Here is a 22,820-nt window from a genome sequence, read left to right as displayed (position 1 = left end):
TGAGAACGCAAGTTCCCCAAGAATAAGACAGTCGGGACAAAGCTTTCCCGACTGCTTTATATCTATGAAGAGTCTACCATTGTTTCACAAGCTCCATAGATGAAAAGAAACCAACACTTTCATCGTCATCCGTTCCCACAATCAATGCCCGATCAAGAATTCGGTTTCCGAACTCACACGATGTTTCAGGTAACAAGGTACAATTGTGGCACGCAGCCAGATTGCAGGAGTCAGGACCCTGACCATTACTTTGTATACAGATGGGGTCAGCAGAGCACCATTTGGCATTGTGGATGGCGGAATAAACAATGTTCTCCAAACGTTGCGGAAGACCTTGCCTGACCAAACCACCCATGGATCCTTCCGAATCGTTTGATGCCGTATAGATCAGGATACCGCTCATGGTTTCATCCGAACCGTCTTGGCTGCAATAAATCCTCTCCCTGAGTGAGGAACTGCCGTAGCCGCATTCATAACTGAGCTGATTGATCAGGAGGTGAGCAAAGGTATGCAACAAAACAAACTTGGGATTTAATATATAATTATCCCCATGGTAACGTTTTTTCTTTTTGAGATTTGACTCCAGTTTTTCTATCCTTTTTTTGACACGATCTCTTGAGGCCCATTCTTCCAATTTCTCCTTGTCAAAGTCAATGAAAATTCCTTCTCCTCTCACTTGAACGGCAGGCAACCAATCCAGGGGTTTCTTTGCTAGCTCAAACTTTCGGCTGATTACATCGTTGTTGTCAGGAGGTTCCAATCTCGTAAAACCAATAAATACTCTTGTTTCCTTGAGTTTATGAACCAGTGACACTTGCTTGAAATATTGAGAGACATCAGACTCGTACTCTTTTGCATCTCTTTTTTTCACATACAAATCTTGATCATCTGCTCCTGTTCCAATCAATATCGCCTGATATTCCGGTAACCGAATCTCAACATCCAAGTTTCTGCTTGACTCTTTCTCTTCAACCGATTTTCTGCCCTTTACCTCATCCAATCTCTTGAAAATCAAATTCAACAGTGTATCTTCGTTGACATTGTACTGTTTGGAAAACCCCTGTACCAAAGTCCTCAATGCCTCTTTGGATGATCCTTCAATTGAAGGTCTGAAATTTGTCCAAATCTGTTCAAACGCTTCTACCGTTTTTGTGTCAAATTCTCCGTAACCCGGAAGAAAAATTGCGCTCTTCACAATCGGAAAATAAACATTGGAGGCCCCGCGTTGAACAACCGTCAAACTTTCTCCGCATCCTTTTCCCTTGCCATCCACTTCTCCCAACCATGGCCTGTTTCCACTGCACTTTTTGAGATTGTCAAGCGCCCCTTCCGAAAAGGATCCGGCCATACTTCTTTTGGCTCCACAAATGCATGAAATCTCAATCCCTGAAAGAGTACTGCTTTTGCCGGCGATCAACCGCAATTGACTTCGTCCCTTTTTACACTTTTCTCCCCTGTGAACCCATTCTTCAAATGGGAAGTCTTCAATATGCCCCTTCCTGCATACCGTAATGAAACGTACCGGTATCAGACGCGGTCGTCTTTTCAACTGATCACATGAAAGTCCTTCACTGTACTTATTCCCGATGCAGAAACTCTTCTCATATCCAAACGGAGAACGCTTCGTCATCCAGCCGCATCTGGGACAATATTGCCAAAGGGGAAAGTTGACGAAAGGAATGGAGAGATTTGAATTTCGAACATCTTTTTTCCGTTCCCGATAATCGGGAGGCAGCCGAAAATGGCTGACTCCCAATTGTTTTTCCAATCTTTCCTCCCTGATTTTGAATTCTTCCGGGTCTTCGGCATATTGATAAGTTTTTTCCCAAGCATCCAAACCACACACCATCAGGGATACATCATTGGGGAAGTTGACGATTTGACCGATTCCCCATGGAGAGATCAATTGACTCTGTCTGATTTTATTCAATTTGTTCGTCTCCTTCCGGGTAATTGGAAATCACTTCAACCTTGCATTCAACATCCACATTTCTCATGGATGTGGGAGTGGGCCACGCTCTTCTTAATTTCATATCAGGTTTCATCCCGAACGGATACATGAGAGGCTGATTCAGAGTGGAACCCATTGGATTACCATACTCCAACGGTTGATACCTTTCCCACTCGGAAAATCTCTTTTCCAACATTTTTATTGTATCTTCTAACTCACTAAGATCAATTTGTTCCACTCTTTCCTGAATTGTTTTTAAAACAAACTGTTTTGTTTTCTCATCAGGGGGAGGATAGGGTCCCTTTAAGTAATTTTCCGATCCCAAAAAACGAACAATTCCGGTAATCACCGCATGGAGTGCACGTTCTCTGACCGGGGCGGCAAACGGTGTGACGCTGGTCGGTTCAACATGGGAGTAAATCTTGTCGTGGTAAGAATAAAATTGCTCATACTGTGAACGGTCCCGGGGTTTTTGGGTATTGTAGATCACAACCACCAGTCCGGGAGCGTCTTGGCTCCTTCCCACCCGGCTTGTGGCCTGAATATATTCCGAAGTCGTCTTTGGTTGTCCAATTACTGTCATCAAACCCAGCCGAGGAATATCCATTCCGACCGAAATCATGTTGGTTGCCAAGCAAATATCGACGGGTTTGTGCTCTTCATATCCCGGATAACTGTATTCAAGTTCCTGCAAATATTGCGGGATCTCACTCGATTTTACCCTTGAAGTCAGTTCAATGGTTTTGAGAATAATCCTCTTCTTGTTACTGTCGCCCAAAACATTTTTTCGGATCCACATGGAACGGATATATTCATTGATGTCTGCGGAAACAAGCGTTGCAGCGTGTCCGAGTTCTCTCAGACTGTTAAAGTAGTTTACTATAGTCCAATATGGATCTTTTTCTTTATCATCTGCTTCGAGCATCTTCACGGCTTGACTCAGAGCAGAAATCACTCGTACTTGGGCTGTCGCATGCGACGGCAATCCGGAAGCATGTACCCCCACGTAGATCCGTCCGGGAACTTTGGCAGTATCGTGTTCCACATAAGCGAAAAACGATTCTCCCGCTTCCAGACACTGTGGAGGGAACAGAAAGACATTATCCTGACCGCAGTTGTACAACGCATGAACCTGCTCTTTGGCCCTGCTGATGGTGGCAGTGGATGCGATGATTTTCGGGCCTCTTCCTGTTTCAGAGTTTTTGCATAGAGCCGCCACCAAAGTTTCGTAATGTCCCGCCATCGAACCCAACGGCCCGGAAATGAGATGCAGCTCATCTTGAATAATCAAGTCCGGAGGTGAAACATTTTTCCCGTTATCTCTGAATCCGAAAAATGCTCTTGCTTCCGGTTTCCAAGGCAGCATAGCAAATTTGTCCACCGTTGCGATGACCAAGGACGGAGGCTCCATGTACATATCTTCGTCAACTATCAGAACGGGCAATGCCTTTCCGGAGAAATGACATTTTTTGTCACCGCACTGAAAAACAACAGTTTCTCTTGTTTTTTTATACCCAACAATCTTGATTTCCGATTTTTTTGATTTCCCTTTCCTTGACACCGGACCCATTTGTGCTCCGCACCACGGACATTTGAGGAGTACAAACGGATTCTCCTGTGTTCCGTTCCTCTCCAAAGCTGAATACGCGGATTTTGCTTCCTGCCGGGTATTGGGAGAAAGACCTCCTCCGACCCAAAGTCCGATGGTTATTCGATCATTGCCCAATAAATCTGGCTTTTCTTCCCTGATACGTTCACAAGCCGTGATCAAGGCAGCGGCTCTCTGGAATTGCTGGGCAGTCAGCAGTCTCAAAGTATATCTCATCAACACGGAAGTTCCCGAATCCTCAGGGTTTTTCAGTCGTCTCATAAAGATGGAAAAAGCAGTGAGCCCCAAGTATGCCTCTGTTTTCCCCCCACCTGTCGGGAACCAGATGATATCGACCATGTTTCTGTCGCTGCAGTTCGGATCCGTTATCGACTTCAAGTTCATCAGGATAAACGCAATCTGAAAAGGCCGCCAGTTTCCAAGATGTTGCTTTGGCCAAGTTTTTCTGTTTAACACATCAATATCTTTGAACTGTATTATCTCATTTTCATTCCAATTTCTGGTAGGAAGAGAATACCGGAGCTGTTGGATAAGCATTGCCTTGTTCATAAGTTGAAAAGCTTGCATTACCTTTTCATCGGATTTGACTAGCTGAATCCCTTCCCTCATCCTGTTTAAACAGCGGTAACAGTTATTAACTTGCTTTTTTGCTATATCCTGCAAGTCCGTTATAAGAAGTGGGATTTGCTTTTCCTGCTTCTTGATCCATTTTTCATATTTGGAACACAACTGTTCCAAATTGCTAACACCCTTCTCATAGTTGTTACTCAAGTCGGACAGATCCAGCATGCTTAATTCAACATCTTCCAATCGGACGGGAAGAATGGGTTTCATTTCATAGAAAGGCAGAATGCTTGTTTCAACTCTTTTAACTCTCCCTTTTTTACCTTCTTCCAAATCCCAATGTGCGGCACATCCGTGTCCGATGGCATAACTCTTATGGTTTCTGTACAACAGTTTGTTTACTTCATCATCTTCATGTGCAATGTACCGGTTTTCGGGATAAGGCAGAAAACATGCTTCTCCGTTTATGGATTCTATATTCATGTTTACTTGGAAAAAACACTTTTCACTGTCCCAAATAGACGCTTTTCCTTTAATTTCATTGACCAAGGAAAAAGTGAGCAAATGGCAGCCCTTGATGACAGAACGGTTGGTCACATAAACAGTCAAACCGATCTCTTTCCCTTCGTAAACAACCGGAAATTTTCTGCTTTCTCTTTCTCGAAGGGGCAGCTGTTTAACATTGATTGGGATGGATGAGTCAATACTTTCTCGTAAATAAGCATTCTTTCTCACTTTTTCATTGCCGTTTTGATCCCTCCATGGGAAACTCCCGGTTTTATATCTTCCTGCGTGAACATGTACAACCACACCATCCGCAGGGAGTTCCATGAAACAGCTCAAACCGATTGCGGACGGGAAATAAGCATTGGAGAGATTGACAACGTCATCATAAGCCTCTTCTTCGCCTTCATAATCGTTTCCGAACCTGATGTTTGTCCTGTCAACGGCCTCTTCTGTATATTCCTCTTCATCTTTCTCGTTCAGCGAAGTCAATTCTTTTTCAGACAACCTTTCGGAATCATCCATGACAGAGCCCTGCGGGAAGAGGATTGCGGCCCCATATCTTTGCCTGGGAGGCTCAAACAAAACCTCCTCTCCATTACTCTGTACAAAAGGGGAGATCGGATCGGGGCCAATCAATTCCCTTTTGAGAAAATCAATAATCTTATGTCTCATTGCAGAACCCTCCTCAGAAAAATCTCACTCCAAGTCTCCTTCAAGTCTGATTTGATGAACAAAAACAAACCGAGTTTAGCCCTGGTCATCCCTACATACAACAGTTCTCTGATCCTGTCCGAATCAAGATCATCGAGATCAACGATAAAGATATACTTGTTTTCCAGTCCTTTGAATGCATGAATGGTGCTGAATCCGACACTGCCGTCAGACTTGGGAAGTCGGGTCGTCAAATCGTGTATTTTCAAACCATGCCCGGAAACCTTGGTCAAAGCGGAATTCACCCATCTTCTGGGAGACAGAATAGTCAAAGAATCCGTGATTACCCCTTCACCTCTTAATTTTTTCCATACACTCATGACCTTGTGGCACATATCATTTTCATCATCGAAGAAGTAATAATCCACCGGAAGACCATCAACTTCACTTACTCTGTAGGCATCCTTGTCAGCACGTGACAAAATCAGGGCATGCTCTGCAATATATCTCGTATTTCTGCAATTTTTCGTTAATCTGAAAGAGGCAAATTGAGCTCTGTTCGCAAGAAGATTCAACATTACTTCTCGACTCTGATCACTGTAGATGGACTGATATTTCAAATCACAGAATATCTGCCACTCTCCCTCTTTCAATCCTCCTTTGATCAACAAATCCAAAACATCGAGGTAATTTTCACGGATCAGGTCTTGTCCTTCATCCAAAATTAACTTGTCGTACGGTTCCAAACCGAATTCAACAATATTTTCAAATGCTTTCTCCGGCAAAATTCGCGTAAAAAAGTCAGGATGTCTTTCATTCAAATGATCCCGTTTGCATATCGTTCTCAGATACCCGTGAAAAGTGGATACCGTTACCATGTGCTGATCCGAAAAGCTTTTTCTGAGCTCATCCGCAAGCAAGTTATTGTAACACAAGAACAAAACTCTTTGATCATCTAATGCACTTCTTCTCGCAGATTCAACAGCCAACATGGTTTTCCCGGTTCCTGCTCCGCCTTCGAACAACACCCGCTTGTTGAATTGTATTCCGTCCAAACAAGCATACTGTTCTTCAGTAAGGCGAATGATTTCGTTTTCAGCCGTTTTTTCTCTGTGCCACATTGGAATAATGATGTCAAAATCCTTTCTCAAAAAGGATACTAACTTGTCGATATCCTTTTTGTTTGGCAATAATCGCGATATGCCTTTCTGCTCCAACAGCTTTTTTGTATTCTCATGCAAACGTTTGATATATTCGGTGACCGGTTTGTTTTTGCTGCGCAAATCATAAACTTGCCACTGCTCCATGTCCGGGCCGCTTTCCCGAAATTCTATATCCGTGAACATCACGCCGAAGCCAAAAAGCAAGTTTCCCAGACGATCATACTTACCGAAACGGCTTTCCACTGCTTTCATCAGACTGAACATGCCGTCCCTCGCCTGTTCAAAAGGTCCCACCGTTTTTTTGAATGATTTTCTCTGTCGATTTGTGAAAATCCACAACCCGTTCTCTCTTTTAACGCCTCCGGACTTCACTTCCAAACAAAATATCCCCAAATTCGGTGCCAAGACCACAAAGTCAATTTCTCCGTATAATCTCTTAACATGACGCGAAATCCCCAAAGAGTGCAAAACAACCCAGTCATCTGTTTCCGGAGCATTTTTAAAAAGTTCAAATACCTCTTTTTCCCCTTGGCTTCGCAAATTTTTGTCATAAATATCAGGGATCATCCGTGCCATATTTCCACCCCATTTTTGATTTCTAAAATTTTGTTGACATAAGATCTTCTTACATTCGCTAATAATTTGACAACCCGCTTTACGATGAGATATTGATGCATTCCCGTTCTCGAACCCGATTCCAGCGTAACGGCAGACTCACCGTAATGTTTCTTGATTTCAGTCAGCACTTGTTTTGCCAATATGTATGAAGCTTGGATGTGAGCAGATTTCAGTTTGACAATCGCTTCCTTCACTTCTCTGATCTTGGATACGAGAGGCATATACTCAGTTGCCTTGGCAATGATATCTATATCGTCCAGTTGGGCCGGTCCGATCATTTGCTTTCTCAGCCAGTTACTTACGGTAACTTTGGTTCGTTTCAAACCGTGTTGCTTCAAAAGCTTGAACAGTTCGTCAAGATTTCTGTTCTTTTCTTCAAATTTTACTTGCAGAGCGTTTTGCCAGAGCTTTGCCGTTATTCTGAGATCAAGATTGTTGTTTCTTTCAAGATAATTGTCAACAATATCTTTGATTTTGTCAGGGCAGGACTTGACAAAGATGACCTTGTCCCCTTGTTTCAGTTCAGACGCCTCAATCTCTTTGAAGGAATGATCCTCAAGATCATCACCCTCGTCAATCACCTTGTATAATGGATAAGTTTGAGTGAAAAAAGCTCGATATCCGTCTTCAAACTCGACAAGAAATGCCTTTTCTGCAAGATTTCTGTCACTCGTCAAGTATTTTTTAAAGTACTTGCCCTGGAAGCATCTGGACTCAATTTTGTCCGGCTCGAGTTGCAAGGTTTCTTTTAATTCTTCTGCGGTTGGAATTTTCTCTGTTAGTTCCTCTTGTTTTTTCCAGACAATACGCTTAGAAAAAACTTTGGCGATCCTGTGATAAAATGTCCGAAAATAAGTTTTCATCTCATGGTCCCATAAAAGGATCGTCAGATCGTTGCAGGAATAAGAAGTGATCAATCGGTACATTTCTTTATATCCCAAATATCCTGCCACAAACAATTTGTCATAGTACCGGTATCCTGACGTCAATAAATTGGGAGTGACGATCTCTACTTTTTTCAATCCCTTTTTTTGAAAAAACCCTTCCCAATACTCTTTACATTTCAAAAATTCCTGTTTATTTTTTACTACAACACCAATTTTATCGGTCGGATATGTCAAAAGTAAAGCCTTTAAATATTTGATCTTTTCATTTTCTTGACTCAGCCTGTATTCCTCGTTTTCCAATAACTCCATAGCAGAAGTCAATTCATTCAGTGACTTGTCCGAACCAAGTATTCTTCTGATTTCGGACAAACGCTCACTGAAATAATCCGTCGGGGTAATGGATAACGCCATGAAGTAAAGATACATAGCTGCCTCAGAACGCAGATCATTGACTTTCCCGCCCAGATGTCTTACATCACGACGAAGGGTTTCAAATGACTTTGAAAGATTTTCGTTCTCTAAAACAATGGGTTCAATCCGAATCTTACGGGAGATTTTGAACGTTCGGTTGATGTATTCAAATTTGTCTGATCTGGGTAATTTTAATTCATTTAACCATTTGTTGTCCATGACAACCTCAAATCCCAAATCGCGAAAAAAACGAACATGTTTTCGCTCGCCATGTTCAACCAATACTGTCACAGGGATACCTTTTTCCAATACCATATCTTCAAACTGAGACCGATCGTCCAACACATGTTTGGATCCATCAATAATCAGGTGATTGGGCAACGGATTATCTGAATCTAAATAGCTGTAAAATCGATGAACATCACTGGAAACAATGAGATCGTTCAACATTTGCTTTGAATGAATATCGATATCTACAATATTTCCCTCCTTATCAAGTATTGCACAAGATGCAATGTCAAAATGTTTCAATTTGCTCCATGCTTCTTTAAATGATTTTACACTTGTGATAATCGCTGTATGAATTGGAATATTTTCGTCCAAAATCAGTTTTTCATTAGATACGGGATCATTGATCAACGTTGTTGCGACGGTCAAAGCCGCTTCATCCTTCACAGGATACAATCTGAAAATTTTTTTCAAGGGGATTGTATGAATCCCCCTTCTCTTTTTTGGATTTCTTACAGAAAGTGTAATCTCACCGGCTGTATGGTTAATTGATACAAACTCGCATACAACATTGTTTACTAACAACTTCTGTCCTCTTTTGAATGACAAGCCGTCGATATCCAGACCTTTGCCATGTTTATATCGTTCCCACGCTGCATCCCAAATGCCCAACCAAACCGCAATATCAAATCTTCTTGGAACTAAAATGACCGTTTTGGGGGATTTGGGAGTTGCTTTATATTTTAACAAAACCTCAAACAGAGGATGAACCAAGTGTGTGTCACCTTTAACCAATTTACTTAAATCCATCATCCCACCACTTCTTTAAATTTTCTTGTTTGTATAAACGGTATTCAAATATTTTCTCTCATTATAAATGAGCAATTCAAAGATATGTCTCCGATAAACACGCCAACAACAATCAAGACAATCAATCGATCCTCCTGTAGCATTATAATATTGCCCAATCTATAATACAGACCGTTAGAAAGCAGCCGATCAAAAAGATACTTACAGCAAACAAATAGAAAAATGATCGACTCAGTCTAATTTCATTTTAATAAATAGAAATCATAATAACAAGAATTGACTATGATGTTCTGGTAAATAAGCTGTTCATTCACAAGTCTGGAAGAACGACATGAAAATTAACCGTCCTTTTCTCATAACTATTTGATGCCACTTCACTCCCTCAGGCAGTTAAATTAACATTTTTACAACATTATGTCGATGAAAAATTTATTGACAAGTGTGGGGAAGTGACCAAGATATTGTGATGGTATAATTTTCTGTTAATTACGAAGGTAGCGACTACTAGGTGTCGCAGATGAATTACCAAAAGGTGTTCTAATTGATCGCTGTTGTAACATTAACCAGATGTTTTAACATCATAAGAAGGCACCCTTTTCCATCATAAGATAGATTTTGGGGTCAGGCCTCCTACATCAGAAACGGCATCGAGTGTGATTTATGTTAATTGCTGTCAGTGTAACAGATTTATTTGATTGTAAAGGTAATCTTACGATAGCATCCGGTCTAATCATTATGCTTGTACACCGGGTATTTAAGGATTACACTTATAATAACGCACGTAATTTTAATGAAAGGGGATGCGTTTGACACAGGAAGAGCGGTTGTTGGCAATTGTGGAACACCTGAAGCAACACGGGAAGATCAGTATTGAGCAGATCTGCGAACGATTTGGTGTTTCGCGCGATACGGCCAGGCGCGATCTGGTCAAGCTGGAAGAAGACCGCATGATCGTCCGTGTCCGGGGAGGCGCCATCCGTCCGCCATTGACCCATGAGGCCATTCACTATGAAGACCGTGTCCATCACGAAGCCAAGCGGGCGATCGGTCGGACGGCTGCCGCGTTGATCCGCGACGGTGATCACGTGCTGTTTGACGCTTCCACCACCGTTCAGTGTGCGGCGGAAGCGGTCTATGTCCGCGATTTGATTGCCGTGACCAATTCAATCGATATCGCCGACACACTGGCCAAAAGCGGTCGGGCCACCGTCTATTTGCTGGGTGGACAACTGAATCCCTGGCACCGAAACATCGTCGGTACGCAAACCGTGGAGATGCTCCGCCAGTACCGGGTGGACTGGCTGTTTCTCGGCGCATGCGGGTTGTCGGAAGAGGGGTTGACCAGTGCAAATCCGGAAGAAGCATTCGTCAAACGGGAAATGATCCGGCGTGCGGACCGGACCGTGGTGTTGGCGGACGCCACCAAGTTTGGAAAGACCCTGTTTCATTCCGTCTGTTCCTGGGAAGACATCGACTTCATCGTGACGGAACAGCAGCCGGACGATGTGTTTCGAAAGCTATTGGAACAACACGACGTACAAATGTTGATCGCAGGAGGAGAAAGCAGATGACCATTCGAGTGGGCTTGATCGGCTACGGTTTGTCGGGCAAGGTGTTTCATGCCCCGTTGATCCGGCGGGTAAAAGGGGTGGAGTTGGCTGCCGTCGTTTCCTCCAACCCGGACAAAGTGCTGCGCGATCTTCCGGATGTGGACGTCGTTTCCACGACGGATCAGCTGTTGGCACGACAGGACATTGACTTGGTCGTGGTGGCTACCCCCAACACCCTCCATCATCCGTACGCCAAGGAGGCGATCACGGCAGGCAAACATGTGGTGGTGGAAAAGCCCTTCACCATTACCACGGAAGAAGCGGACGAACTGATCGATCTGGCACGAAAACACCGTGTTGTGCTCAGCGTGTACCATAACCGTCGTTGGGATAACGATTTCCTCACTGTTCGACGGTTGATCGAATCGGAGTGCCTGGGGGAACTCGCCCTGTATGAGGCCCACTATGACCGTTATCGGCCGAAAGTGCGCGACCGCTGGCGGGAGCACGACATCCCGGGTGCGGGTACTTTGTACGACCTGGGTTCCCACCTGATCGACCAAGCGTTGGTACTCTTCGGACCGCCCCGAACCGTCTGGGCCGACTTGGCGGCGCAACGGACAGGAGCCCAAATCGTGGATTATTTCCACCTGGTGTTGGATTATGGACGGTTAAAGGTCGTCTTGCATTCCGGATCGCTGGTCCGAGGGGAAGGTCCGCGTTTTCAGATTCACGGAGAGAAAGGAAGTTTCGTCAAATACGGACTGGACCCGCAGGAAGACCAGTTGAAACGGGGAATCGTTCCCGGGGATCAGGGATACGGAGTAGGTCAGGAAGAGCATGACGGGGAACTCACCGTGGAGATCGGTGGATTATCGGTAAAAGGACGGGTAGAAACCCTGCCGGGAACCTATCACGCTTATTATGAAGGGATCGTCGAGGCCATCCGGTCGGAAAAACCGGCACCTGTCACCGCTGAAGAAGCCCGTGACGTGATCAAGGTAATCGAATGTGCCATACGGAGCCATCGGGAAAAACGCGTCATTTCGTTTGAATGAAAGGGGAAGGAGACTACCTTCCCCTGAATTCCGGTTCCCGTTTGCTGAAGAATGCCTGAATCCCTTCGGCGGCATCCTCGGAAACGACCACCTTCATCATTTCTTCCGTTTCCAAGGCCAATCCTTCCTCCAGGGATTGTTCCAATCCCCGCCCCACAGCCCGAATAATCCCCCGCATCGCCAAAGGCGCGGAGCCCCGGGCCATGGAGGCGGCCAGCTCAAAGGCTTTTTCACGGAGTTGGTCGTGAGGGAAGATTTCATTGATCAGACCGCAGCTTTTCGCCTCTTCGGCAGAGATGTGTTCCCCCCGCAGCATGTAATAGAGCGCCCGTCGTTTTCCAATCAGACGCGCCATGCGCTGGGTTCCGCCGTAACCGGGGAGAATGCCCCGTTTGACTTCCGGGAGACCCAGCCGTGCCTGATCCGAGGCCACTGCCAGATGGCAGGCCATTTGCAGCTCACATCCTCCGCCCAGCGCGTAGCCGTTGATCACGGCGATAATCGGTTTCGGAAAGTGCTCCATGCGCTGGAACAAGGTGTGCACTTTGCGGATGGTTGCCTCGGGCCCCCCTTCCGCCTGGCCGAACTCCGTCATGTCAGCTCCGGCGGAAAAAGCGCGATCCCCGCTCCCCGTCAGCAGAATCACCCGTGTTTCCTCATCCGCTTCCAGGTTGTCCAGAATCCGGCCCAACTCCTCCAATGTGCCCACACTCAAGGTGTTGTAGGGAGGGCGGTTGATGGTGACCGTGGTGACGAAATCTCGTTTTTCCACCAAAAAATGCTTCCACATGTCCCTTACTCCTCCCGCTCCAGGATGGTGGCGATGGCCATTCCAAAACCGATACACATGGTAATCAGGCCGAAACGGGATTTCCGCCGCTCCATCTCATTGACCAACGTGGCTGTGATTCGGGCACCGCTGGCCCCGAGGGGGTGGCCCAGGGCGATCGCCCCGCCGTTGACATTCACTTTTTCCCACGGGGCACCGGTTTCACGTTGCCAAGCCAGCACCACGGAGGCGAAAGCTTCATTCACTTCGAAAAGATCGATGTCCTCCATCTGCAGTCCCGCTTTTTTCAACACCTTCTCCGTCGCCGGGATCACGCCGGTCAGCATGATCGTCGGGTCCACACCCGCAGTGGCGGTGGCCACAATGCGGGCCCGGGGGCGGATGCCCAGCTCCTTCGCCTTTTTGCGGGAAGCGATGAGAACGGCGGCGGCACCGTCGGAGATCTGGCTGGAGTTACCGGGGGTGACGACGCCGTCGGCCTGAAACGAAGGTTCCAACGCGGCCATCTTTTGCAGATCGGTATCCTCCCGGGGAGTCTCGTCGACTTCCATGCGTCGGATGTTTCCGCTTTCATCCTCCACTTCAATGGGCAGGATTTCGTTGTCGAAACGCCCTTCCCGTCTCGCCTTTATCGCTTTTTGGTGACTTTCATAGGAAAAAGAATCCAGCTCTTCCCGGGACAACCCCCACCGGGAGGCGATCATCTCCGCGGAAAAACCCTGGGGGATGATCGTATACCGGTCCGTCAGTTTTTCGCTGAAGTTGCCCCCGTCGCTGCCCATGGGAACACGGCTCATACTCTCCACCCCGGCGGCAATGAACAGGTCTCCCATCCCCGCCATCACTTCGTGCGCCGCCTGATTCAGCGTCTCCAGACTGGAACCGCACATCCGATTGGAACTGACCCCACACACCTCCACCGGAAACCCGGCAATCAGAGCGGCGAGTCGGCCGATGTTGTACCCCTGTTCCCCGATCTGGGTGACACAGCCCATTTTGACATCCTCCACCGCCCCCGGATCGATACCGTTTCGTTCCACGATCCCGGACAACACGTGCGCCGCCATCTCATCAGGCCGCGTCCGGCTCAGCATTCCCTTTTTTCGCCCCATCGGCGTCCGGACGGCATCCAGGATCACGGCGTCCCTGTCCTGCTTCATCCCGATCCCTCCTAAAAGGTGAACAGTTCGATTCCGCCGGAGACGTTCAGTTCGATCCCGGTGATGTAGCGAGCGTGATCCGAGGCCAGGAAACAAATCGCATGGGCGATATCCTCCGGTTCTCCCGGCCGTTTGAAAGCGGTGCGCTGGATCATTCGCTCCTTCATCTTGGGATTGATCATCTGGAAGGCCTCGGTGTTGATAATCCCCGGAACGATCGCATTCACGGTGATGTTGTAGCGCGCCCCCTCCAAGGCCATGCTCTTGGTGAACCCCAAAATTCCCGCTTTGGTGGCGGAGTAGCTCGCCTGACCGAAACCACCCAGCGTGCCGGCCACGGAAGCCATGTTGATGATCCGTCCCCACTTTTGCTCCTTCATGATCGGCCAGACGGCCTTGGTGGTGTTGTAGGCGCCGGTCAGATTGACTTTCAGATCCCGTTCCCAAAAGGCGTCATTCTGATGTTCGATCTGGGAAACGTGATCCAATGTCCCCGCGTTGTTGATGAGAATGTGGATCCCCCCCATCTCCTCCTTCACGAGGCGGAACACTTCCGCCACTTGCTCCCGATCGGTCACATCCATGCGGATGGCCATGGAACGCCGTCCCATTTTGCGGATCTCTTCCGCCGTTTTTTCGGCATAAACGACACCGGTGGATTGCATCACTTGGCTGATCGGCCCGTATGTTTCGGCGATTTCTTCGTTATTTTCGCTTTCCAAGAGGATATCCGTAATCACCACGTCAGCTCCCGCCCTGGCCAAGGCAAGCGCATCCGCACGGCCCAATCCCCGGGAGGCACCCGTCACCAATGCCACTTTTCCTTCCAGCGAATACGTCATCCATCTTCCCTCCCATCCTCTGAATGAATAATCAATCATTTAAGCTTGTACCGTGGCCATTTCCGTTTTCGACGGCGTCTCTTCGTCGTAAGCCCGATCAATGGCTTCCCGGTACCGCTTCTCGATTTCCTTCACCCGCACCTTGAGGGTAGGCGTGAGCTCACCGTCTTCGACGGTCCATTCCTTTTCCGCCACGAGCACTTTTTTCGGCTGCTCGTAGGAGGCAAAACCGGCAGTCAGCCGTTGTACCTCTCGTTGCAGCAACTCTTTCACCTCGGCGCGGCGGACCAACGCTTCCCGGGATTCGGTGGGCCATCCTTGTTTCCGGGCCCAAGGCTCCAGATTCTCAAAGTCGGGCACCACCAAAGCGATCACGTACTTGCGCCCGTGGCCGATCAGGACGGACTGGGCGATGTAGGGACTGTTGTTGATGGCGTTTTCAACGGGTTGAGGAGCAAGGTTTTTTCCGGTGGACAAGATGATCAGGTTTTTCTTGCGGTCAATGATTTTCAGGTACCCGTCCTCGTCCAGCTCCCCCAGGTCCCCCGTGTGCAACCATCCGTCCCGAATCTGTTCGTTGGTGGCTTCCGGGTTTTTGTAGTATCCCTGCATCACGTTGGGTCCCTTGACCAGCACTTCCCCGTCGTCAGCGATGCGTACTTCCAAGTTGGGCAGCGGTTTTCCCACCGTGCCGATCTTCGTTCGAACCATCGGATTGGTCGCGATCACGGGAGCCGTCTCCGTCATACCATACCCTTCCAGTACCGGCAGGTTGATCGCCCAAAAGAATCGGGCGATCTCCGGGTTAAGCGGCGCTCCGCCGGAGACCATCCCCCTGATCCTCCCGCCGAGGCGTTCTTTTACCTTACGGTAGACGAGACGTTCGGCGATCTTCCATTGCCGTTTCAACTTCGGAGGCATACCGTCCCCCAGCAGGAGTTCGTCAATGGGGGTGCGCAAATAGTATTCATACCGCTCCATCCCCACCCGGATCGCCCAATCGAAAATCTTGCGCCGCAACGGTGTTCCCGCATTGACCTGTTCCTGAACCCGGGCGTACACCTTTTCAAACAGACGGGGTACGCTGGTCATCACCGTGGGTTTGACTTCCTGCAAATTCTCCTGAATGGTGTTGACATTTTCCGCGTAAGCAATCGTCGCCCCCACGGAGAAAGGGATGTATTGCCCTGCCATTCGCTCAAAGACGTGAGACAGGGGGAGATAAGAGAGAAACACATCATCGGGGCGCACTTCCAGACACCAGAAATGAACCCCCTCCATGTTGGCCAAGAAATTGCCGTGAGTGAGCATCACGCCTTTGGGGCGGCCGGTCGTACCGGAAGTGTGAATGATTGTGACCAGATGATCGCGGCCGATCCGATTCAGCTCTTTCTCCCAATTCTCCAGGGGATGCGCGGCGCCTTCCTTCAGTAAAGTATCAAAAGTGAGAATACCTTGATCCCCAGTGAAACCCGGACCCGGTTTCATGATCACGATGTGTGTCAGTTCCGTTCTGTAATCCCGGATTTTTTCCAGCTGATCTTCGTCCTCGACCACGGCCATCCGGCAATCCGCGTTTTTCAGGATGAAGGCCACCTGATCCGCAGGCAACGTCGGATACACCGGCACACTCACCCCGCCCAGGCTGGCGACAGCCAAATCCGTCACCGGCCAATAGGGATGGTTCTCGGAGATGAGAGCCACTTTATCCCCGCTCCGCAATCCGAGACGGGCCAGCCCTGCAGCTGTATCCCGTATCTGTTCCCACAGTTGGCGGTAGGTGATGCCCTTGTACAGCCCGTCGTTTTTGTACATCAATGCCGTTTTGTCCGGAAAATTGTTTACCGTTCGCCGTACCATGTCCAGCAGATTATTCGGCTTCATGGACACCGGCCTCCCATCATGGTGAACCTCGTACGGCTTCTCCCTCACCCCGGCCCCGTCGTCATACTTCGTATTTGCTGAGAATGGTCTGCAGCTTGATCGCCTTGCTCATATCGCCTTTGATCTTCAGCTTCCCGGTCATGAATGCCGCCGTTCCGTTCAAATTGCCCAACAGCATGTCTTTAAAATCCTTGGCGTCCATCTGCAACGTGCAATCGGCGGAATCCGTCGGCCCCTCCACCACTTTGGCGGTACCGTTGGACAGGTGCAGCTGGTAGGTTGCTCCGTCGTCCCCGCTCAACTCAAACTGGTAAACGCTTTCAATTCCTTCAACAGGTTTGGGATTCTCATTGATTCGCTTCTCGATTTCCTGAAACACCTCAGCCGTTTTCATGTCGGCACTGTAACGATTGCTCATCATGAATTCCTCCTATTTTTTTGATTAATGAAAATGTTTTATAATCCAGCGGAAATCACTTTTTTCTGAATTTGAGTTGTCCCTTCATAGATGGACAGAATCTTGGCATCCCGCATCCATTTTTCCACCGGATAATCCCGCATGTAGCCATAACCGCCCAGAATTTGCACCGCATTGGTGGTTACCTCCATGGCCGTCTCCGCCGCAAAGGCTTTGGCCATGCTCCCTTCCACAGCGCAGGACTCTCCCCGGTCCGCCAAATCCGCCGCTCTCCATGTCAGCAACCGGGCTGCATCAATCTTGGTTTTCATATCCGCCAACATAAAGGCGATAGCCTGGTTTTTGATGATCGGCCGACCAAACTGCACCCGCTGCTTGGCATACTCCAATGCATATTCGTATGCGGCCCGGGCTACGCCGACCGCTGCGGCGGCCACTGCAGGACGGGAATACTCCAGCATTTTCATCGCCCCGAAGAATGCCATGTTCTCCTCACCGAGCAGGTTTTCCCTGGGAACCCTGACATCCTCCAGAATGACATCGCCGGTGTGGGAAGCGCGAATCCCCATCTTCCGCTCCTTCTTGCCTCCCGACAGCCCCGGCGTATCTCCGGGAACGATGAAGGCAGACACCCCGTGATAGCCCGCATCCGGGTCTGTTTTGGCGAAAATCACGTAAAGATCGGCGATTCCGCCATTGGTGATGAAACATTTACGGCCGTTGAGAACCCACTCGTCCCCGTCCAACACCGCCCTTGTCTGGATCGCCTTCACATCGGAGCCAGCCCCCGGTTCCGTCAGCGCCATGGCGCCCAGACGGGGATTTTCCGGATCACAGAGATAGGGGAGCCACTTTTTCTTTTGCTCTTCGGTCCCCATGTAGTAGATGGGGAGACCTGCGAGTCCGATCGCCGAGATGGAAGTGGCGATGCCGGCACATCCCCAGAACAGTTCCTCATTAATGAGACAAGCGGCCATCACACTGGTCAACCCGCCGCCACCGTACTCCTCGGGGCAGGCAAAACTGGTCAAGCCTGCTTTGGCTGCCTTTCTGAACACTTCCATGGGAAACTCTTCCCGCTCGTCGTACTCCGCAGCCACCGGACGAATCTCCTTCTCTGCAAATCCGTGTGCCCACTTACGCAACTCTTCCTGTTCCGGGGAAAGTTGAAAACACAAGGAAGACTGCTGTCCCTGCCGGGTAAACATGGTCACGCCTCCCTTCAATTCTCATGCGTACCGGTATGCATCAGGGATCATCCGACTACTTTGACGGAGTGGGGCGCCCCACGGTCAGATTCGTGAAGGAGCTCACCACAATCCGATTCAGCAGCCGGGCCAGATGATCGATGTCCATTTCTTCCGATCCATCGGCCACCCGCTGGATCACCACTTCATTGACCGCCCCTACCATCGCCTTGGACACCACCTCGATTTCTGCTTCCGAAACCTTTTCCGGCATGACCTCCAGTGCCGTCCGTTGAATCAGGCGGGCAAAGCGGGCATGTGCCTTCCGGCGCACCGCCTCCACTTCCCCACTCACACCGGCGGCTGTGATCAACAACAGACGGGCGACGGAATCCCGTTCTGTGCACAGTTGGAGGTATCGACGAATTCCGGCAAACCCTTTGTAAGTGGCCTGTTTCTCCTCGCGTACAGCCCGTTTCACCTCATCCAGGATCTCTTCTGCCAGCTGCTCGAACAAGCGGACGAGGAGTTCCTCTTTGTTGCGGAAAAAGTTGTAAAAGGTGGTTTTGGAGACCCGGGCCGTCTCCACCACTTCCAGGATGGATGTTTCCTGAAACCCTTTGGAGGTGAAGAGCTGCAGAGCGGCAAACAGAATCTTGTCCCGGGCATGTTGCGGCATCTTGGTGGTGAAAAGTAAAGGTTGCACGATCGATCACTCCCTGATTGATACCAGTACGTACTGGTATTGTAGAATAGTTGAACCCAATTGTCAATCCGTTCTGCTTATTTAAAATTGATTAATAATTTATGCGCGATGTTTTCAATGAGCATTTTGGAGCTCTCACCAGGGGTAAAGTAGTTACCATAAATGGTCACTATTGATACATTGAGTTTGATAATGACTTTTGAGACCGAAATAAAGCCTGTTGGCGGCAACACAAGGGGCTTCGTCGGAAAGTCTCAAAAACGTTCGTTTTCAAGACAAAAAACCACTCATTTTCCAGAGTGGCTCCCCATTTCGTGAATCGTCGTCGTCCCTCCTAAGATGGGAAACGAAGGAAAACATCCACACCCCCAGAAAAAATAGAGGGGTTCCCCTCTCCCCCCCAATACCCATAAGGAGGTCTTTTTCATTTGCGGGTTTATATCGGTTAGTTTGATACCTGTCTATGTGCTGATTTTGGGATGATCAAGTCTCATTTTATTTTAGATAAATATCATTTTTCTCTTTTGAGCTCAAAGTTCACTACGGTATTTTCCTTCACCATGACTCTTTTGGTCTGAATTTCATATCCGCTTTTTTTGGTTGTGATCTTGTACGGGCCTGGTTCCAAAGACACCGTGTATGTCCCTTTTTTACTTGTAAGATAGCCGATTTCCTTCCAAGGGTATTTCAGCTTGAATTGGGGTTCAGGGAGAATGGCAACATCTTGAATCGGTTTCCCTTCTGTATCTTCTACCTTGCCTGACAACTTCACGATTTCTCTTTCCTCGGAAGGTGTTGGTTGTTCAGTGTTTGGTGGTTCCTGTATGTGCTTAGTGGGTTGTTGGCTATGTTGTGATGGTTGATTATCATCCTGTACACAACCCATAACGGAGCCCATCAAAAAAATCACAAGGAAACACCTCAGCCAACACACTGGTACACCTCCTCACGACGATCACTCATAATGGGCAAAATCAAGTAGAACGGCTGCAGCATATGGCCACAGTCGAGGGCCATGATGATACACTTCGCCGTTCCCTGTACCATAAGCGTGAATTCCTATGGCACCATATCCTGTATTCGTTCCACATTTGTACGAGCTTCGGCAAACCGGAGATCCAACCCTCCATAAGTATCCGCTGCATACCGGAAGAGTGTATGAGAGTGTTAGAAATGATACCCAAGGTTTTGTCGGGCAAGATGGGTTTCAGCTCACTTGCCCGACCATTCCTCACCGAAAATGGTCCAACACAAACTGGCGAAACAACTTCGCGGCCGGAGACAGGTACCTCCCTTCCACCCACGCGATCCCGATCACACGCTGACAATGCGGGGATCTCACATGTAAGCGCCGGATTTGTCGCATATCTTCCCCTCCGGTTTCCGGAATGAGCGCCACCCCCAACCCGGCGGAAACCAGACCGGCCACAGTGGTCACCTCTTCTCCCTCAAACGTGATGTTCGGCGTAAATCCCGCTTGTCGGCACAGTCGGTCGGTCAATGCGCGCAAACCGTATCCCTTCTTCAGGGAGATAAACGGTTCGTCCGCAATTTCCCACAGGTTGATTTCGTCCCGATCGGCCAATGGATGGTGTTCGGGAACAATCACGTACAACTCGTCCCGAAACAATTCTTCCCACACCACACCCGACATTTTTACGGGTCCGGACGACAGGCACAGATCCAATTCCCCTGCCTTTAACCGCTCAAACAGAACGGAAGAGGCGTCTTGGAACAATTGGAACTGAATGTGCGGGTGTTCCTTTCGAAAAGAACCCAATAAATCCGGTACCAAATGTGTTCCCAAAGTATGCAGGAACGCCAGCGACACCGTACCCCGCTCAGGGTCCACCATGTCCCGCAGTTTTTGCACGCCTTCGTTTATCAGACCGAGAGCGGCATCCACTTGCTCCAAAAACATCTCTCCATAACGATTGAGGCGAATGGAACGGCCGGACCTCTCAAACAGCGGAACTCCCAATTCTTCTTCCAACCGGGCGATCGAGCGGCTCAGTGCCGGTTGGGAGATGGCAAGCTTTTTTGCGGCACGGGTAAAATGCTGCTCCCGTGCAACCGTTTGAAAGTATTCCAGCTGTTGCCACTCCATGTACATCCCCTCCAATCCATAACCAAAACGCATGAAACTCATGCAAATAATAAATTGGACAATATGAGCTGTCAAGCGTAAGATGATACAGTGAATCAGGTCATGATTTAGAGTCGTTGGAAGGGATGACACACAGTGGATGATTATATCGAAAGAGGAAGCAATGACTATGGAAAAGCAATTTCCGCCCTGTTTTTAGGCAGCTTTGTCACGTTCGCATCGCTATACAGTACACAGCCGTTGATTCCACTGTTGGCAAAACAGTTTCACGTCTCACCCGCATCGGCCAGCCTGTCGCTGTCGCTGACAACCGGCGCCCTTGCGGTATGCATGCTGATCATCTCGGTGGTATCCGAATCGAAAGGGCGCAAACCCATCATGACGGTTTCGCTGATGCTCTCCGCGATTTTGTCGATCTTGGCCGCATTCAGCCCCAGCTTCTCGTTGTTACTGGTGATTCGTGCGTTGCAGGGGATCGTACTTGCCGGGTTTCCTGCGATCGCCATGGTCTATGTGAATGAGGAATTTCATCCCAAAAACATGGGGCGTGTGATGGGCATCTATGTCGGCGGCAGTGCATTGGGAGGATTGACGGGTCGTCTGGTGGTAGGGTGGCTGACGGAGAAGTTTTCCTGGCATGTGGCACTGGGCGTTATGGGTGTGATCGGTATACTAATCAGTTTGTGGTTTTGGCGCAACTTGCCGGATTCGCACCATTTTTCTCCGAAACGGACCACTTGGCGTCGGCTGTGGTCATCATTGTTGCGTAACTTAAAAGATCCTGCACTTATTTGTCTTTATGGTATCGGATTTTTGCTGATGGGCGGTTTTGTCACCTTATACAACTACATCGGTTATCCGTTGATGGCACCCCCTTATGATTTGAGCCAAACCAGTGTCGGGTTGATCTTTATCGTCTATCTGGTCGGCACATTCAGCTCCGCGTGGATGGGACGATTGGCCGACCGGTTCCGACGCTCCACCGTTTTGTGGTACGGGATTGGCATCATGTTGTTGGGTGCCGTACTGACGATCAACCCGCATTTGGTTGTCAAAATCACGGGTGTAGCCTTGTTCACGTTCGGCTTCTTTGGCAGCCACTCAGTTGTGAGCAGCTGGGTGGGGAAACAGGCACACCGGTACAAAACGCAAGCCATGTCGTTGTATCTGCTCTTCTACTATCTCGGTTCCAGTGTGATGGGTACCAGCGGCGGTCTCTTTTGGAGCCGATTCGGATGGGACGGCGTTATCTCCATGATCGGTACGATGCTGTTGTTGGCATTGCTCCTCACCTTTGTTCTTGCACATGGAAAACAGGGCCCGTCTGTTTCCGCCAAACATTAAACTTCTCTGCTTGCAGAACCCCCCATATTCATCATTGGGGGGTTTGTTGATGTTGAGACTCCACACGGCTGAAGTACCACAGGCACTCCCTATGGTCGCCGTGGGATTCTTGGGTAGTTCACGTCCTCAGTCCATTTCTGTTTCGGACAACTCCCAAGTTCAGGGCTGTCTCATCAGCCCATCCCATGCAGTTCTACAGCTGGGCTGTATGTACCCGCATGGGCGGGACACCTGCGACCAACGGAAGTGCCCGTGGTATTACCAGTGTCCCAGTTCCTTTTTTCACTCTTATGGTTTTACCCAGCGGGAGAGACTGATTCGCCGCTGGAACCCCATACCATAACGTTTTTAAGGAACGGAACCCATAACCAGTGG

The 22,820-nt window shown here is 48.8% G+C and carries 16 protein-coding genes; 3 read left to right on the top strand and 13 right to left on the bottom strand.

Features of this window, described 5'->3' with window-relative positions; all coding sequences use genetic code 11:
* Positions 1–73: 73 nt before the first annotated feature.
* Genes drmB through JQC72_RS08340 form a run of 4 tightly spaced genes read right to left on the bottom strand, consistent with a single transcriptional unit; the run spans position 74 to position 9,402 of the window.
* A complete protein-coding gene (drmB, locus tag JQC72_RS08355; protein ID WP_205494710.1) occupies positions 74–1,930 on the bottom strand; it encodes an MrfA Zn-binding domain-containing protein in 1,857 nt (618 codons plus the stop codon).
* The gene (locus JQC72_RS08350; protein ID WP_205494708.1) at positions 1,923–5,303 is read right to left on the bottom strand and encodes a helicase-related protein; all 3,381 of its coding nucleotides are present in this window, start codon (positions 5,301–5,303) and stop codon (positions 1,923–1,925) included. Before JQC72_RS08350 ends, drmB begins: the two co-directional genes overlap by 8 nt.
* Positions 5,300–7,021, bottom strand: coding sequence for a nuclease-related domain-containing DEAD/DEAH box helicase (locus tag JQC72_RS08345; protein WP_205494706.1), 1,722 nt, complete (start codon positions 7,019–7,021; stop codon positions 5,300–5,302). Before JQC72_RS08345 ends, JQC72_RS08350 begins: the two co-directional genes overlap by 4 nt.
* A complete protein-coding gene (locus JQC72_RS08340) occupies positions 7,009–9,402 on the bottom strand; it encodes a DrmE family protein (RefSeq protein ID WP_205494704.1) in 2,394 nt (797 codons plus the stop codon). The genes JQC72_RS08345 and JQC72_RS08340 overlap by 13 nt, the downstream gene beginning before the upstream one ends.
* Before the next feature lie 797 nt (positions 9,403–10,199).
* Here JQC72_RS08340 and JQC72_RS08335 point away from each other — a divergent pair.
* Both JQC72_RS08335 and JQC72_RS08330 read left to right on the top strand, forming a co-directional pair.
* Positions 10,200–10,970, top strand: coding sequence for a DeoR/GlpR family DNA-binding transcription regulator (locus JQC72_RS08335; protein ID WP_302104610.1), 771 nt, complete (start codon positions 10,200–10,202; stop codon positions 10,968–10,970).
* Positions 10,967–12,007, top strand: coding sequence for an oxidoreductase (locus tag JQC72_RS08330; RefSeq protein ID WP_205494703.1), 1,041 nt, complete (start codon positions 10,967–10,969; stop codon positions 12,005–12,007). Before JQC72_RS08335 ends, JQC72_RS08330 begins: the two co-directional genes overlap by 4 nt.
* A 13-nt stretch (positions 12,008–12,020) precedes the next feature.
* Here the strand turns inward: JQC72_RS08330 and JQC72_RS08325 are convergent, their stop codons facing one another.
* From JQC72_RS08325 to JQC72_RS08285, 9 genes are all read right to left on the bottom strand, one after another.
* Positions 12,021–12,797 carry an enoyl-CoA hydratase/isomerase family protein gene (locus JQC72_RS08325; protein WP_205494702.1) on the bottom strand — a complete coding sequence of 259 codons (777 nt, stop codon included), beginning with the start codon at positions 12,795–12,797 and terminating at the stop codon, positions 12,021–12,023.
* A 5-nt stretch (positions 12,798–12,802) separates the two neighbouring features.
* Complete coding sequence (locus JQC72_RS08320; protein ID WP_205494701.1) at positions 12,803–13,957, bottom strand: thiolase family protein; 1,155 nt, start codon at positions 13,955–13,957, stop codon at positions 12,803–12,805.
* Between the two features lie 11 nt (positions 13,958–13,968).
* Positions 13,969–14,799: an SDR family NAD(P)-dependent oxidoreductase gene (locus JQC72_RS08315; RefSeq protein WP_205494699.1), complete on the bottom strand. Its 831-nt coding sequence runs from the start codon at positions 14,797–14,799 to the stop codon at positions 13,969–13,971.
* Positions 14,800–14,838: 39 nt separating this feature from the next.
* Positions 14,839–16,683 carry an AMP-dependent synthetase/ligase gene (locus tag JQC72_RS08310; protein ID WP_205494697.1) on the bottom strand — a complete coding sequence of 615 codons (1,845 nt, stop codon included), beginning with the start codon at positions 16,681–16,683 and terminating at the stop codon, positions 14,839–14,841.
* Positions 16,684–16,744: 61 nt separating this feature from the next.
* On the bottom strand, positions 16,745–17,101 hold the full coding sequence (locus tag JQC72_RS08305; protein WP_302104609.1) for an SCP2 sterol-binding domain-containing protein: 357 nt from the start codon (positions 17,099–17,101) through the stop codon (positions 16,745–16,747).
* Between the two features lie 38 nt (positions 17,102–17,139).
* Positions 17,140–18,279, bottom strand: a complete 1,140-nt coding sequence (locus tag JQC72_RS08300) for an acyl-CoA dehydrogenase family protein (RefSeq protein ID WP_205495311.1) — start codon at positions 18,277–18,279, stop codon at positions 17,140–17,142.
* An 85-nt stretch (positions 18,280–18,364) separates the two neighbouring features.
* Positions 18,365–18,994 (bottom strand): TetR/AcrR family transcriptional regulator, encoded by a 630-nt coding sequence (locus JQC72_RS08295; protein ID WP_205494695.1) that lies wholly within the window; start codon positions 18,992–18,994, stop codon positions 18,365–18,367.
* Between the two features lie 511 nt (positions 18,995–19,505).
* A complete protein-coding gene (locus JQC72_RS08290; RefSeq protein WP_205494693.1) occupies positions 19,506–19,904 on the bottom strand; it encodes a carboxypeptidase regulatory-like domain-containing protein in 399 nt (132 codons plus the stop codon).
* A gap of 321 nt (positions 19,905–20,225) precedes the next feature.
* Positions 20,226–21,101, bottom strand: coding sequence for a LysR family transcriptional regulator (locus JQC72_RS08285; RefSeq protein WP_205494691.1), 876 nt, complete (start codon positions 21,099–21,101; stop codon positions 20,226–20,228).
* A gap of 135 nt (positions 21,102–21,236) precedes the next feature.
* On the opposite strand from JQC72_RS08285, the gene JQC72_RS08280 reads away from it, so the two are divergent.
* Positions 21,237–22,445 carry an MFS transporter gene (locus JQC72_RS08280; RefSeq protein ID WP_205494689.1) on the top strand — a complete coding sequence of 403 codons (1,209 nt, stop codon included), beginning with the start codon at positions 21,237–21,239 and terminating at the stop codon, positions 22,443–22,445.
* The last annotated feature ends 375 nt before the right edge of the window (positions 22,446–22,820 follow it).

Origin of the sequence: Polycladomyces zharkentensis, assembly GCF_016938855.1 — a bacterium.
GTDB classification, from domain to species: Bacteria; Bacillota; Bacilli; order Thermoactinomycetales; family JIR-001; genus Polycladomyces; species Polycladomyces zharkentensis.
Note: the sequence above shows the minus strand (reverse complement) of the source record. Positions and strands in the feature narration are given on the sequence as shown.

Coding starts and splice junctions, on each gene's coding strand:
- JQC72_RS08335 (WP_302104610.1), top strand. CDS start 10,200: ATGCGTTTGACACAGGAAGAGCGGTTGTTGGCAATTGTGGAACACCTG.
- JQC72_RS08310 (WP_205494697.1), bottom strand. CDS start 16,683: ATGAAGCCGAATAATCTGCTGGACATGGTACGGCGAACGGTAAACAAT.
- JQC72_RS08285 (WP_205494691.1), bottom strand. CDS start 21,101: ATGGAGTGGCAACAGCTGGAATACTTTCAAACGGTTGCACGGGAGCAG.
- JQC72_RS08315 (WP_205494699.1), bottom strand. CDS start 14,799: ATGACGTATTCGCTGGAAGGAAAAGTGGCATTGGTGACGGGTGCCTCC.
- JQC72_RS08305 (WP_302104609.1), bottom strand. CDS start 17,101: ATGAGCAATCGTTACAGTGCCGACATGAAAACGGCTGAGGTGTTTCAG.
- JQC72_RS08345 (WP_205494706.1), bottom strand. CDS start 7,021: ATGGCACGGATGATCCCTGATATTTATGACAAAAATTTGCGAAGCCAA.
- JQC72_RS08350 (WP_205494708.1), bottom strand. CDS start 5,303: ATGAGACATAAGATTATTGATTTTCTCAAAAGGGAATTGATTGGCCCC.
- JQC72_RS08330 (WP_205494703.1), top strand. CDS start 10,967: ATGACCATTCGAGTGGGCTTGATCGGCTACGGTTTGTCGGGCAAGGTG.
- JQC72_RS08320 (WP_205494701.1), bottom strand. CDS start 13,957: ATGAAGCAGGACAGGGACGCCGTGATCCTGGATGCCGTCCGGACGCCG.
- JQC72_RS08325 (WP_205494702.1), bottom strand. CDS start 12,797: ATGTGGAAGCATTTTTTGGTGGAAAAACGAGATTTCGTCACCACGGTC.
- JQC72_RS08340 (WP_205494704.1), bottom strand. CDS start 9,402: ATGATGGATTTAAGTAAATTGGTTAAAGGTGACACACACTTGGTTCAT.